This window comes from Pseudomonas sp. TE3644 (assembly GCF_056278815.1).
Map to the genome: position 1 here is coordinate 4475205 of NZ_JBWBQF010000001.1, position 11982 is coordinate 4487186.

Annotated in this window: 13 protein-coding genes; 5 read left to right on the forward strand and 8 right to left on the reverse strand. The window is 64.9% G+C overall.

The annotated features are described in order from the left end of the window. Nucleotides 1-56 precede the first annotated feature (56 nt). Entirely contained in the window at nucleotides 57-1478 is a 1422-nt protein-coding gene (locus ACZ9GA_RS19635) for an MltF family protein (RefSeq protein WP_457361137.1), read from the reverse strand. A gap of 124 nt (nucleotides 1479-1602) precedes the next feature. Between ACZ9GA_RS19635 and ACZ9GA_RS19640 the strand changes: the two genes are divergently transcribed. The 3 genes from ACZ9GA_RS19640 to ACZ9GA_RS19650 all read left to right on the forward strand — a co-directional run bounded on the left by ACZ9GA_RS19640 (nucleotide 1603) and on the right by ACZ9GA_RS19650 (nucleotide 4067). After that, nucleotides 1603-2409 (forward strand): TatD family hydrolase, encoded by an 807-nt coding sequence (locus tag ACZ9GA_RS19640; RefSeq protein ID WP_457361136.1) that lies wholly within the window; start codon nucleotides 1603-1605, stop codon nucleotides 2407-2409. A gap of 88 nt (nucleotides 2410-2497) precedes the next feature. Continuing rightward, complete coding sequence (locus ACZ9GA_RS19645; protein ID WP_457361135.1) at nucleotides 2498-3751, forward strand: methyl-accepting chemotaxis protein; 1254 nt, start codon at nucleotides 2498-2500, stop codon at nucleotides 3749-3751. Between the two features lie 121 nt (nucleotides 3752-3872). Further along, nucleotides 3873-4067 carry a terminase gene (locus ACZ9GA_RS19650; protein WP_457361134.1) on the forward strand — a complete coding sequence of 65 codons (195 nt, stop codon included), beginning with the start codon at nucleotides 3873-3875 and terminating at the stop codon, nucleotides 4065-4067. Between the two features lie 97 nt (nucleotides 4068-4164). Here the strand turns inward: ACZ9GA_RS19650 and ACZ9GA_RS19655 are convergent, their stop codons facing one another. The 6 genes from ACZ9GA_RS19655 to ACZ9GA_RS19680 form a co-directional block, all read right to left on the reverse strand. Continuing rightward, a complete protein-coding gene (locus ACZ9GA_RS19655; RefSeq protein WP_457361133.1) occupies nucleotides 4165-4962 on the reverse strand; it encodes an acyl-CoA thioesterase in 798 nt (265 codons plus the stop codon). An 84-nt stretch (nucleotides 4963-5046) separates the two neighbouring features. Then, on the reverse strand, nucleotides 5047-5811 hold the full coding sequence (locus ACZ9GA_RS19660; RefSeq protein ID WP_457361132.1) for a CHAD domain-containing protein: 765 nt from the start codon (nucleotides 5809-5811) through the stop codon (nucleotides 5047-5049). Next, a complete protein-coding gene (locus ACZ9GA_RS19665) occupies nucleotides 5811-7805 on the reverse strand; it encodes a transglutaminase TgpA family protein (protein ID WP_457361131.1) in 1995 nt (664 codons plus the stop codon). The genes ACZ9GA_RS19660 and ACZ9GA_RS19665 overlap by 1 nt, the downstream gene beginning before the upstream one ends. After that, nucleotides 7802-8758, reverse strand: coding sequence for a DUF58 domain-containing protein (locus tag ACZ9GA_RS19670; protein WP_457361130.1), 957 nt, complete (start codon nucleotides 8756-8758; stop codon nucleotides 7802-7804). Before ACZ9GA_RS19670 ends, ACZ9GA_RS19665 begins: the two co-directional genes overlap by 4 nt. Then, on the reverse strand, nucleotides 8755-9672 hold the full coding sequence (locus ACZ9GA_RS19675) for an AAA family ATPase (protein WP_457361129.1): 918 nt from the start codon (nucleotides 9670-9672) through the stop codon (nucleotides 8755-8757). The genes ACZ9GA_RS19670 and ACZ9GA_RS19675 overlap by 4 nt, the downstream gene beginning before the upstream one ends. A gap of 133 nt (nucleotides 9673-9805) precedes the next feature. Beyond that, nucleotides 9806-10084, reverse strand: a complete 279-nt coding sequence (locus tag ACZ9GA_RS19680) for a hypothetical protein (RefSeq protein ID WP_457361128.1) — start codon at nucleotides 10082-10084, stop codon at nucleotides 9806-9808. A gap of 985 nt (nucleotides 10085-11069) precedes the next feature. On the opposite strand from ACZ9GA_RS19680, the gene ACZ9GA_RS19685 reads away from it, so the two are divergent. Continuing rightward, nucleotides 11070-11264 carry a hypothetical protein gene (locus tag ACZ9GA_RS19685; protein WP_457361127.1) on the forward strand — a complete coding sequence of 65 codons (195 nt, stop codon included), beginning with the start codon at nucleotides 11070-11072 and terminating at the stop codon, nucleotides 11262-11264. Beyond that, nucleotides 11245-11406, forward strand: a complete 162-nt coding sequence (locus ACZ9GA_RS19690) for a hypothetical protein (protein ID WP_457361126.1) — start codon at nucleotides 11245-11247, stop codon at nucleotides 11404-11406. Before ACZ9GA_RS19685 ends, ACZ9GA_RS19690 begins: the two co-directional genes overlap by 20 nt. 129 nt (nucleotides 11407-11535) lie before the next feature. Here ACZ9GA_RS19690 and ACZ9GA_RS19695 read toward each other — a convergent pair whose 3' ends face one another. Beyond that, the gene (locus tag ACZ9GA_RS19695; protein ID WP_051373621.1) at nucleotides 11536-11826 is read right to left on the reverse strand and encodes a DUF3077 domain-containing protein; all 291 of its coding nucleotides are present in this window, start codon (nucleotides 11824-11826) and stop codon (nucleotides 11536-11538) included. Nucleotides 11827-11982: the final 156 nt, after the last annotated feature.

Here is an 11982-nt window from a genome sequence, read left to right on the forward strand (position 1 = left end):
TCCAGGGTTCACACAGGCCAGCGCAGCCTGGCGGCAGCGGCTACGGAATGGGGTAATCAGGGGTTGGAGGCGATGCGCCGGCCGCCTGGCTCCAGGCTGTCACGCTCGCGGTCATACGCCAGGTAGTATTTGTTCACGCTATTGACGTAACTCACCGGCCCCATGCCCACCTGCTCCATGGCCACGCGCTCCACCTGGAAGAACCACTGGTTGGGGTTCAGCCCACGGCGGCGAGCCTCGGCGCGCATGGCTTGCACGCGCTCAGGGCCGATGTTGTAAGCGGCCAGCACAAAGGCCATGCGCTCACGCTCGTTGAGCTTGCTGCTGGCGAAGAACTTTTTGCGGATCATGGCCAGGTAGCGGGCAGCGGCCTGCACGTTATTGTCCAACTGCTGGATGTTGCCCACCCCCACCCGCTGCGCGGCCGAAGGGGTGATCTGCAGCAGGCCGGTGGCACCACCACTGCCTTTCACCGACGGGTTGAGCTGCGATTCCTTGAACGCCAGCGCCGCCAGGTTCAGCCAGTCGATACCCTGCTCCCTGCCATAGCGCTGCAGCACCGGACGCAGCTTCTCCAGGCGCTGGCGGTCGCTGCGCGCCAACGGGTTGTGCACCTGGTAAAGGCGGCGGTACACCTTGGTGAACGCGGCGTCCTGATCGGCAGGCGCGTGATAGGTCTTGAGGAAACGATCGATGCTGGCGTGCAGCATCGAGGCATCGCGACGCACGTACCAGGTCAGCTGTTGCGAGGCCTTGAAGCGCACGCCCTGCTGCACCATCAGCTTGGGCATCACCTTGGACCAGCGCTGGGCAATGGGCCGCTCGACGACGGTCATGGGGTAGATGCCAGCCTGCACCATCTCCAGCACGTCCTCCACGCCCAGGCTGGGGTCGGCCCATTCGATCTTGATCGGCGCCAGCTTGCGTTGGGCCAACACCTGGTTGGCGGCGTGCAAGGCATCGCCCGCTGCGCTGCCCGCCGGCAGGATGACCGTCTTGCCGGCCAGTTGCTCCACGCGGCTATAACGCCGCGCGCCACGGGCGCCCACCAGCACCAACGGCACGTCATTGATGATCGGGTCGCTGGCGCTGACCAGGTCGGTGGCCGGCAGGTCAATCAGCTCGCCGGGCGCTACCAGGTCGCCATCGCCGCGCTGCAAGGCGCCGATCAATTGCTCCTTGGGCCGCGGGATGATTTTCAACTGGATGGCCTGGCCGTTATCGGCGTGGCCATTGAGGTAGCGCTCGAAGGCGCGCAAGCGGTGGTACTCGACGCCGATGTCCTGGCCCTGCACCTCGCCGGAGCTGTTGCGGCTCTGGTTGACCAGCACGCGCAACACGCGGCTGTGGCGGATGTCAGCCAGGTCGCGAACCTTGCCAGGCTGCACCACTTGCAGCGGCCCGGCCACACGCGCCACGGCCGGCAGGGGCGCCAGCAACATCAGCATCAACAGGGTCAACAGTGAGGGACGCGTCATCGGCTCTCCGGCCTGGCTCAGATTCGACCTCAAGAGACCACGATAACGTCTTGAAGTTCTTGGCTTTAATCTTCTTTCGCACGCTCTGTTATGCTGTCCGGCCCGCGGCCCGAGGTAGCACACCATGCAACTCATCGACATTGGCGTCAACCTGACCAACGCCAGCTTTGACGCAAAACACCAGGCAGTTCTGGAACGCGCCTACGCTGCGAACGTCTGCCAACTGGTGCTGACCGGCACCGATATTGCGTGCAGCGAACAGTCATTAAGCCTTTGCGAACAATGGGATGAGAGCGCCACGCGGTTGTTCTCCACCGCCGGCATCCACCCCCACCACGCCAGCGACTGGACCGCCGATACCGAACGTCAGTTGCGTGATTTGCTGGCCCAGCCGCGGGTACGCGCGGTGGGTGAATGCGGCCTGGACTTCAACCGCGACTTCTCGCCCCGCCCGCAACAGGAAAAAGTGCTGGAGCAGCACCTGGCCCTGGCCGTGGAGTTGCAGCGCCCGGTGTTCCTGCACGAGCGCGACGCCAGCGTGCGCCTGCTGGACATCCTCAAGGACTTCCGCGACCGCCTGCCCGCCGCCGTGGTGCACTGCTTCACCGGCGAGCAGAAGGCACTTTTCAGCTACCTGGACATGGACCTGCACATCGGCATCACCGGCTGGATCTGCGACGAGCGCCGCGGCACCCACCTGCACCCGCTGGTCGGCAACATCCCCCGTGGCCGCCTGATGCTGGAAAGCGATGCGCCGTACCTGCTGCCGCGTACCCTGCGGCCCAAGCCGAAAAACGGTCGCAACGAGCCGGCCTACCTGCCCGAAGTGCTCAACGAGGTGGCTCGCCACCGCCGCGAAAGCCCCGAGGACCTGGCCGCCCACACCACCGCGTGCGCGCGTGCGTTTTTCGGCCTGCCGACGCCGGCTTGATCCAGATCAACATTGATGTAATGGTCTTCTGGAACAATGATGGCACCTTGCCTTAATTGCTCCGCGAATTCAGAGAAGACCTCCATCCATGGGTACCTGGCTTAGCAACATCTCGCTCAAATACAAATTCTGGGCCGTGAACGCGGTCGCCTTCGTCACCACCCTGCTGCTGGTGCTGTACGCCATCCACCTGGAGCAACTGGGCCGCGTGGCCGACCTGCAGGCGTTGTCTCCCGGTGCCATCGGCCCGGACTTCGGCCAAGTGCTGGAAGAGCGTTTCGCCCAGTACGCCGGCGCGGTGCTGGTGCTGATGCTGGCCATGCTCGGCGCCTCGCAACTGCTGATCCGCTTCCTGCTGACCCAGCTCAACGCCCTCAAGGACGTGATTCTGCACGTGGAGAAAACCGGCGACCTGTCGGCCCGGGTGCCCGTGGCCGGTGCCGATGAGGTGGGCCAGATGGCCGTGGCCTTCAACGCCATGCAGGCCGGCTACCAGCGCGTGGTGGGCACCGTGGCGCGCACCGCCGCGCAGCTGGACGAAGGCGCTGCGCGCTTGGCCAGCAGCATGGGCCAGGTACGCCACGGCATGCTCGGCCAGCAAAGCGAGACCGATCAGGCCGCCACCGCCATCAACGAAATGACCGCCACCGTGCATCACATCGCCCAGCACGCCGGCGCCACCCGCGACCTGTCGCAAAGCGCCGACACCCTGGCCGGCAGCGGCCAGCAAGTGGTGGACCGCGTGCAGGTGTCCATCGCGGGCCTGTCCAGCGGTGTGCAGCAGACCGCCGAAATGATCCAGCGCCTGGCCGAGGACAGCCAGAAAATCAACGGCGTGGTCGGGGTGATCCACAGCATCGCCGAACAGACCAACCTGCTGGCCCTCAACGCCGCCATCGAAGCCGCCCGCGCCGGGGAAATGGGGCGAGGCTTCGCGGTGGTCGCCGACGAGGTGCGCAACCTGGCCAGGCGCGTGCAGACCTCCACCGACGAAATCACCACCATGGTCACCGCTTTGCAGGCGGGTACCCGTGACGCCGTGGACTTCATGCAGGAAAGCTCGTTCAAGGCCGACGACTGCGTGCAACAAGCACGCGAGGCTGGCGCCGCCCTGGCGCAGATCACCGGTGCGGTGGCGCAGATGCGCGAAAGCAACACGCAGATCGCCGTGGCGGCCGAGCAGCAAAGTCAGGTGGCTGAGGAAATGAACCGGGCGGTGGTGAGCATTCGTGATGTGACCGAGAACACCGTGCAGCAGACGGTGGAGTCGGCGACCACCAGTACTGACCTGGCCAGTTTGGCGACCGAGCTGAACCGCGCCATCGGCCAATTGCGCCTGTAACCCGTAGCCGCTGCCGCCAGGCTACAGCTATCAGGCCAATAGCCAACCCTCATTCGCGCCCGTCCTCGCCGCGCACTACGCTTACCTTACGCAAGCAACACACGCATTCGAGGAGCGCATCATGAGCAAGTACCTGCCCCACATACCAAGCTTCCACTGGCAGAACAACGCCGACCACACGGGTGAGCTGATCGGCTTGCCGCTGATTGCCCTGGGTGGCGTGCTGATTGTGTCGGGGCTGGTGGGCGCAAGCTTTGCGCCGGTGGCGGTTGGGGTGATCGGCGTGATGGCCGGTTTGCGGCTGCGCAAGGCGTAAAGACGGCGTCGTCCTTATCGCGACCAAGATCGGCTCCTATACACGAACGGCGTAGGAGCCGACCTTGGTCGCGATGACAGCGACGCGGTATCACGGATTAACCAAACACCGTCACCGTCTGCCGACTGATGGCCATCAACTCCCCTTCCGCCGTCCACAACATCGCCCCTGCATGCCCATAGCCATCGCGCGCATGCTCGATGGTCGCGCAATAGCGGCACCAGTCCTGCGTGGTCAACTGCGCCAGCGGCTGCACAAATTCGATGGTCCAGCTCAGGCTGCTGCCCGGCGCCGGCTTGTTCAGGTGCGGCAACACTGCCGGCGGCCAGGCATCCACCAAGGCCAACAGATGAGCTTCGGTCAGCGGCTCGGCACCCGGCTCGTCGCGCAGGCGCACCCAGCCGCCCATCTGCCGCCCCGGGGTACCGGTGAACGGCAAGCCACCAATGCCCCAGCGCAAGTCCAGATGACGGATGTATTCCGGGGTCACGCCCTGGATGTAAGGCAATGGCGTGGATTCAGCCAGCGGCTTGAGCGCCACCGCAGGCTCGGCCGGCACGTCGATCATCGACTCACGCGGCGCGCCGAAGCTGGCCTGCATCAGGGTGACGGTGCCACCCTCGGCCACCGCGCGGCCCAGCAGCGTCACCACTGACTTGCCCTCGCGCAGCACCTCCACCTGGAAGCTGATCGGCGCCAGCAGTGGCGCCGGCGCCACAAAGGTAATCGCCAGCGAGCGCACCGGCTGGCCTTTGCCCACCTTGGCCTGCAGGGCCTCGAACAGCAGCGCGGCCATCAGCCCGCCATAACCGGCGCGGCCCTGGGCCCACTCCGCAGGCAGGGTCACGGCCTGAGGATGTTCACGCACGGCACTCAGCAGTTCGGCAAATTTCATGGCTACCTCGGGATGGCTCGCAAAGGGTGAATGTTAACCAGCCACGTTGGCCGGATCAGGCCCTGTTTCGGCCAATTGAGCGGCTTATCGCCCCATGGCACCCAGCAGTTTGTCCAGCGCCCGGTCGCTGCGCTGCTCGCCCTTGATCAAGCCGGCCTGCCATTGCTGCAGGCACGGCAGCAGGTCAGGCTCTTTCTCGACCTGCAACAGCCACTGCCAATTGTCATGCCAGTCGCCCAGCGCACCTTGTGCCCGCTTGAGTTGCTTGAGCAGCGCCGCGTCGGCCTTGTCCAGCGACGGGTAGGCTTCGGCGCCATAGCGGGCGCGCTTGATCAGCAGGCGCAGGCGGTGGCGGTCGTGCCCCGGGTCCTTGAGGGCGTCCTCCAGCTGGCGCCACTGTTTGGCCAGGCGCTTTTTGATCTGCCGGGGCAAATCGCCAATCAGCTTCTGCCGCGCGGCAGCCCGGGCAAAACGCGGGAAGCCGTCGAGGATGCGCACCAGCCGCTTCAATTCGGCGCTGTCCGCCACCTGGGGGAACACCCCACGCAGCTGCGCCTCGCGGGCCGCCGCCAGGTCATCATGACCGCGCTTGCGCAGGTGCGCGGCCAGCACTTCGCGATCACGGTACGGCGTGGTCAACTGCCCCACCCCGCGCGCCGCCTCTTCGAGTTGATCCACGCCGGGCAAGCCACGCAGCGGGCGGATCAGGCTGCGCAGGCGGCGCACCGTGGTGCGCAGGTCATGCAGCGCTTCCGGGTCGGTCTGCGCCTGCAACCGGGCCTGGCAGGCCATCAGCCGTACTTCGACGCCCAGCAGGTGGGCGATCACTTCATCGAGCATTTTCGACATTACAACGACTCCCGAACCGCCACGCGGTGCACGGCATTGAGGCTGGCGCGCACCGCCTTGAATTGTTGACGCAGTAACCGCAGGTCCGCTGGCTGGCCGCCGTAGCGCTGGCCAATGAACGTGTGACTGAAGGCTTCGATGGCCGCCGCCTGACTGACCAGCTGACGCGCGGCCCGTTGCGCGAAGGCCTGCGCACCTTCGCCGGTATCACGTACCAGGCCATGGCGAGCCAGCAGTTTCTCGAACCCCTGGTAAAGCTGCAACTGACTATCGGCCGTACGCTGCCAGGGCTTTAGCAGCACCACCGCCAATACCAGCATGACCAGCATCAAGCCCACCGGCAACATCGAACCGGCCAGACCCTTGAACCAACGATTGAGGAAGTCCAATTGCTGCGCTGCCTGATAATCCAGCACCCAGCGCTGCCACCCATAGTTCAAGTTATCCCAGCCCAGGCGCAGGTCGTTGGCCCAGGCGAAATGGCGCAAGCGCAGGGGCGAAAACGGCGCATCGCCGAGGAACTCTTCATCGGCCGCCAGCGCTTCCTCCGGCCCGGCATCGATACGCAACGGCGACACCGCCGCCGTCGGGTCGACGCTGCGCCAGCCCTGCCCGGCCTGCCAATACTCAACCCACGCATGGGCATCGAACTGGCGCAGGGTCAGGTATTGCCCGGCCGGGTTCAGCTCGCCGCCTTGGTAACCCACCACCATGCGCGCCGGGATGCCGGCCGCGCGCAGCACAAAGGTCATGGCCCCGGCATAGTGGGCGCAGAAGCCCCGGCGGCTGTCGAACAGGAAGCCATCGATACTGTCGGCGCCCAAAGCCGGCGGCTTGAGGGTGTAATGATAGTCCTCGTTGCGAAAGTGCTGCAGCAGCGCCTGCACCAGGGCGTCTGGCTGTGGGTAGCGGTCATGCAGTTGCTGCGCCCATTGCCGGCTGCGCGGGTCGCCCTTGTCGGGCAGGCGCAGATCCTGGCGCCGGATCGATTCGGGCAACTGCGGTTCGCGAATCACCTGCGGGGACGAGATGACGCTGTACATCAACGCACGATCCAGCGGCTGCATGCGCATCAAACGGTAATCAGCCATCTGCCGCACGCCAGGCAGATCGCTATGGGCCACGTCCAGGCCATACAGCCAACGCTGGCCGCCGCCGGGCTGCTGGATAATGCGATAGCGAAGCTCAGGCCCCACGGGTTGCCAACTGGTGACTGGCAGGCCGCGCGCCAACTCCGACTGGCTCCAGCGCGCGCCATCGAAGCGCTCGAGGGTGAACGCGCGCCAGTACAGCGATTGGCGCGGCGGGATCGGCCCATCGAAACTGACCTGCATCACCAGCTCCGCCGAACGCCCCAGCTCCGCGACATCGCCGGGGGTCATGCTTTCGGCCAGGCCTGTCTGCGCCTTGCCGCTGGGAATGGGCAGCGACCACAGCGGTTCCATGCGCGGGAAGAAGACAAAAAACAGCAACATCAGCGGCAGCGCCTGGGCCAGGATGCTCAGCGCCAGGCGCAAGGTAGCCACGGGCCGGGCCACCAGGCGCGTCTGTTGCAGGCCGATCATGGCGGTGACCAACGCCGTCACCGGCAGCAGGCTGTACAACGCCCACGGCAGGCTGGCGTCGTAGAGGTAGGCCACCACCACACAGAAGAAGCCCAGGTAAATCAGCACCCGCGCGTCGCGCAACGTGCGCATTTCCACGACCTTGAGCATGAAGGTGGCCACCAGCAGCGCCGCTGCCGCGTCCAGGCCAATCAAAGCCCCGCGCGACAGGAACACCCCCGCCGCCGTGGCCACCACCATGCCGATCTTCAGCACCAGGCCGGGGAACGCTGCGCGCATGCGAAAAATCTGCACGCGCCACAAGGTGCAGCCCAGCCACAGGCCGACCATCCACAGGGGCACGTGGGTCCAGAACGGCACAATCACCAGACACTGGGCCAACAGCAGCCACAACAGGCTGATGCGCGGAATGCCCGGTGCCAGGCTCATGACGCCTGCCCGTACAGCGCCAGGGCGCGCAGGCAGGCCTCGCGATGACCATCGCTGCTGTCCACCGGCAGGTAGAGGCCTGGCAGGCGCAAGGCGAACGGTCGATCCTGGCGGGACAACTCCAGCACCCAGTGGCACAAGCGCGACAGGCGCTGCTCCAGGTCCCCGCCCAGGGCCATGAAGTCCAGGCACAGGTCACGCCCGCGCAGGTCGGCGAACTCCTTGACCAGCAACTGCGCGCCGCGCGAATAGGCTTTCCAGTGCAGGCGTCGCCAGGAGTCGCCCGGCTGATAACTCTTGAGCCCCTGGTAATCGTCCACGCCCTGGCCGGCCACGCGCTGGCCTTCGCCTTCGATGTTTTCGCTGGCGTCGACCATTACCGGTAGCTCGCCTTCCAGCGGGCGTGGGTACACCAGCACGCGCTGGTCGAGGTTGCAGTAACTCCAGGCGCGCAGCACACCCAGGGGGAAGGTGCTTTGCAGACGCACCCGCGGCGCCGGCAGCCAGCCGCGGCTGTGGGTAGGCAGGTTGAGCTCCACTTCCAGGGCCGTGTGGGCCGCAATGTCGACGCTTTGCAGGTCGCTGGGGGTCCAGCCTACGGCGATGGCCTGATGTTCACGGCGCTGGCTTTCCAGGCGCAGCACGTACCGGGCATGCTCGCCGGCAAATACCGCCGGGGTGCCGGCGGCACTCACGCGCAGGCCGCTGAGGTTGCGGAAGGTGTGCAATATCGCCACCACAAACACCGACCCCAACAGGAACACCAGGGCGTAGGCCATGCTGTTCTGGTAATTGATGGCCGCCAGCAGAATCAGCAGCAACACCACGGCAAATGCGGCGCCACTCTGGTCGGGCATGATGTAGATCTGCCGCTGCCCCAACTGTACCTGCGCCGCCGGTGGGGCGCGGCGCTCCTGCCAACGCCGCCAGCCCTGGCGCAGGCTGGCGATCACAGCGCGGCCACCTCTTTGAGCAACCACTGCACCAGTGCCCCGCCGCCCTGGCCTGTGGGGTCGGCACGCTCGCGCAGACGGTGGCTGACCACCGACGGCAGCACCGCTTGCACATCCTCGGGAATCACGTAATCACGGCCCAGCAGCAACGCCCAGGCCCGCGCCGCCGCCAGCAGCGCCAGGCTGGCCCGGGGCGACAGGCCCCAGGCAAACTGTGGCTGGGTGCGGGTAGCCTCCACCAGCCGCAGCACATAATCCACCAAGGCATCGCTGACGCGCACCTCGCGAGCGTGCTGTTGCAGCATGGCCAGCTCTTCATGGTCGAGCACCGCCGCCATGCGCGGCAGCAAGTCGCGCCGGGCCTCGCCCAGCAGCAACGCCTTTTCCGCCGCCTTGGCCGGGTAGCCCAAAGACAGGCGCATCAGGAAACGGTCCAGCTGCGACTCGGGCAAGGCAAAGGTGCCGCCCTGACTGGTGGGGTTCTGCGTGGCAATCACAAAAAAAGGCTGCGGCAGGGGCCGCGTGGCGCCCTCGATGGTCACCTGCCCCTCCTCCATGGCTTCGAGCAGCGCACTCTGGCTTTTGGGGGTAGCGCGATTGATCTCGTCGGCCAGCACCAGCTCGGCGAAGATCGGGCCTGGGTGGAATACGAACTGCCCACTGTCCTTGTCGAACACCGAGGTGCCGAGGATATCGCTGGGCAGCAGGTCGGAAGTGAATTGGATGCGCTGAAAGCGCAGGCCCATGACCTTGGCCAGGGTGTGGCTCAAGGTGGTCTTGCCCATGCCGGGCAAGTCCTCGATCAACAGGTGGCCGCCGGCAATCAGGCAGGTCAGCGCCAGGCGCACCTGGTGTTGCTTGCCCAACAGCACTTCATTGACGGCTTCCAGGCAGGCGGACAACTGGCTGTGCATCGGGCAACTCCTCCATGTCAACCAACTGAAAACCTTGTGGGACCGGGCGAAGCTCGGGAAGGGGGCAGCGCCATTCAAAGGGAGTACGCAGCGCTCCCTTCCCGAGCTTCGCCCGGTCCCACAGTCGCGCGGATCAACGGCCGGCGCGCGATTCCTTGATATAGAACCGCGCCTTCTCGGCCTTCTGCGAGCAGCCGTCGAACGCTTCGAACTGCTGCTGGGTCTTGGCGCCGGTCAACAGCGACAGCGCCTTGGAATAACTCACGGTACCGGCAAAGCCTTCGGCCTTGGCCAGGTCCAGCTCATGCCAGGCCGCATCCAACTGCGTGGCACACGTGTCGCGATACGCCGTCTTACCGGCACAACCTGTCAGAACCAATGCAAACAACGGCAGGCAGATCCAGGCTTTCATGGGGTGACACCTCAAGGCAATACAATGTTATGTGCTGACTCAGACGGTGAGTCAGGGGAAAAGTGCCGTGAAAGTAGCGTAGCAGGGCCTTGGGGGCTAGGGGGGATCGCAGAATGTTGGGCATCCCGCGGGACTGATGTCTAACACACAAGGCGGATCAGGTGATGCCGCAGACATAACTGGCCCGAAACAGATGTGGGACCGGGCGAAGCTCGGGAAGCGCCGCGCGGGCGGCGCGCGATCTCAAGGGCGCCATAAAACTACAGACATGCACCTTTACGCCTTCATGCAATTCCATGACGGGCACATCGGAATGCTTCGAAGGTTCCGGCGGGGGGGGCGCATCACGGCCGCCATGGGCCCGCCGATGTTTTTGTAGTGCCCTTGGGATCGAGCGCCGCCCGCGCGGCGCATCGCGGGTAAACCCGGCTCCTACATTGGTTGCAACGTGCCATGGCCTGTGGGAGCGGCGTTGCCAGCCCTGTGCGCCCGACGTTGGATCTGCATGAATCTGTAGCCGCTGCCGCAGGCTGCGCTGGCCCTGTGCCCCGCTGAAGATCTGCAGCGTACCCTTGAGGACTAGGGGGATCGCAGAATGTTGGGCCTCCCGCGGGACTGATGTCGAGCCCACAAGGCGGGCAACTCAATCCGACAGGCCATGGCACGTTGCAAAAAAGTAGGACCGGCCTCTGGCCGGGAAGCGCCGCGCGGGCGGCGCGCGATCTCAAGGGCGCCATAAAACTACAGACATGCACCTTTACGCCTTCATGCAATTCCATGACGGGCACATCGGATTGCTTCGAAGGTTCCGGCGGGGGATCACATCACGGCCGCCATGGGCCAGCCGATGTTTTTATAGTGCCCTTGAGATCGAGCGCCGCCCGCGCGGCGCATCGCGGGTAAACCCGGCTCCTACAGTGGTTGCAACGTGCCATGGCCTGTGGGAGCAGCGTTGCCAGCCCTTTGCGCCCGGCGGTGGATCCGCATGAATCTGAATGCACGGATGCTGGGGTTAAGCGTGATCGAGGTGCAAGACCCTGCAAAGGACGCGCTGTCGAAGTATCAGCAGCTAGGGTTCAAGCTCAACGCTGATGGGTGCCTTGCCATCGACATAGCGCGGCAATACCATCGCCCAATCCACCAAGGCGCAAGAGGTGCCTATGAAAAAGACCAAGCATGAACCGAAGGCCATGATGATTGCCCGGTTCCAGGCTGAGGCTCGCAGGCTTGCAGGCGAGCTATCTGAAAATCAGAAGCACTTCCTGAAGGTTGCTGCGACTGGCGACAAGCAACTGGAACCTGCCAGGCGTCTCGCCGGTTGAATTCCGCCAGCGCCAGTGGAAATTCAAGCCGCCTATCAGGCGGCTTTTTTTCAGTCGTTCATATACGCAACTGATGGTGTCACAGGCCCTCCGATCTGCAGAGGGCCAGCCCAATCTGAAGGCAGCAGATTAACCGAGGGAATCAAATCTTTCGGCTGTCAGCCCTTGGACAGCAGCATCCACCAACGCCGAACTCCACTCCCCCAACCGGACGGCCGCCCATCGCAGGCGGCGGTCATCGGGGAAGTCGCCCATGGCCAGTTCCTCATGTATCGCCGTCGCGCATTGCATCGCCAAGGCGGCTTGTTCGAGGGCTTCGAGCAAGGGGATGCCGGGCTGGACGGCGAACAGAAACTGTCCGTCCTGTTCGGATTTGCCGAAGGGGACGTGGTGGGTACAAGGGGTATCGCACACATTCATTCAAATCTCTCCATGTGAAAAATGGAGCTGTACGCGGGTTGACAGGCCGACCTCTGAAGAACACCCGGCGCACGCAAACGTGCCTCGCGTACAGCAACCATTGTGGTTTGCCCAGGCGAACGGAATCGCGGGCACGCAACAGGGGTTACTGCTTTC

Excerpts from the sequence above, each read along its gene's own strand:
- ACZ9GA_RS19635 (WP_457361137.1), bottom strand. The coding sequence starts at position 1,478 with ATGACGCGTCCCTCACTGTTGACCCTGTTGATGCTGATGTTGCTGGCG.
- ACZ9GA_RS19640 (WP_457361136.1), top strand. The coding sequence starts at position 1,603 with ATGCAACTCATCGACATTGGCGTCAACCTGACCAACGCCAGCTTTGAC.
- ACZ9GA_RS19645 (WP_457361135.1), top strand. The coding sequence starts at position 2,498 with ATGGGTACCTGGCTTAGCAACATCTCGCTCAAATACAAATTCTGGGCC.
- ACZ9GA_RS19650 (WP_457361134.1), top strand. The coding sequence starts at position 3,873 with ATGAGCAAGTACCTGCCCCACATACCAAGCTTCCACTGGCAGAACAAC.
- ACZ9GA_RS19655 (WP_457361133.1), bottom strand. The coding sequence starts at position 4,962 with ATGAAATTTGCCGAACTGCTGAGTGCCGTGCGTGAACATCCTCAGGCC.
- ACZ9GA_RS19660 (WP_457361132.1), bottom strand. The coding sequence starts at position 5,811 with ATGTCGAAAATGCTCGATGAAGTGATCGCCCACCTGCTGGGCGTCGAA.
- ACZ9GA_RS19665 (WP_457361131.1), bottom strand. The coding sequence starts at position 7,805 with ATGAGCCTGGCACCGGGCATTCCGCGCATCAGCCTGTTGTGGCTGCTG.
- ACZ9GA_RS19675 (WP_457361129.1), bottom strand. The coding sequence starts at position 9,672 with ATGCACAGCCAGTTGTCCGCCTGCCTGGAAGCCGTCAATGAAGTGCTG.
- ACZ9GA_RS19680 (WP_457361128.1), bottom strand. The coding sequence starts at position 10,084 with ATGAAAGCCTGGATCTGCCTGCCGTTGTTTGCATTGGTTCTGACAGGT.
- ACZ9GA_RS19685 (WP_457361127.1), top strand. The coding sequence starts at position 11,070 with ATGAATCTGAATGCACGGATGCTGGGGTTAAGCGTGATCGAGGTGCAA.
- ACZ9GA_RS19690 (WP_457361126.1), top strand. The coding sequence starts at position 11,245 with ATGAAAAAGACCAAGCATGAACCGAAGGCCATGATGATTGCCCGGTTC.
- ACZ9GA_RS19695 (WP_051373621.1), bottom strand. The coding sequence starts at position 11,826 with ATGAATGTGTGCGATACCCCTTGTACCCACCACGTCCCCTTCGGCAAA.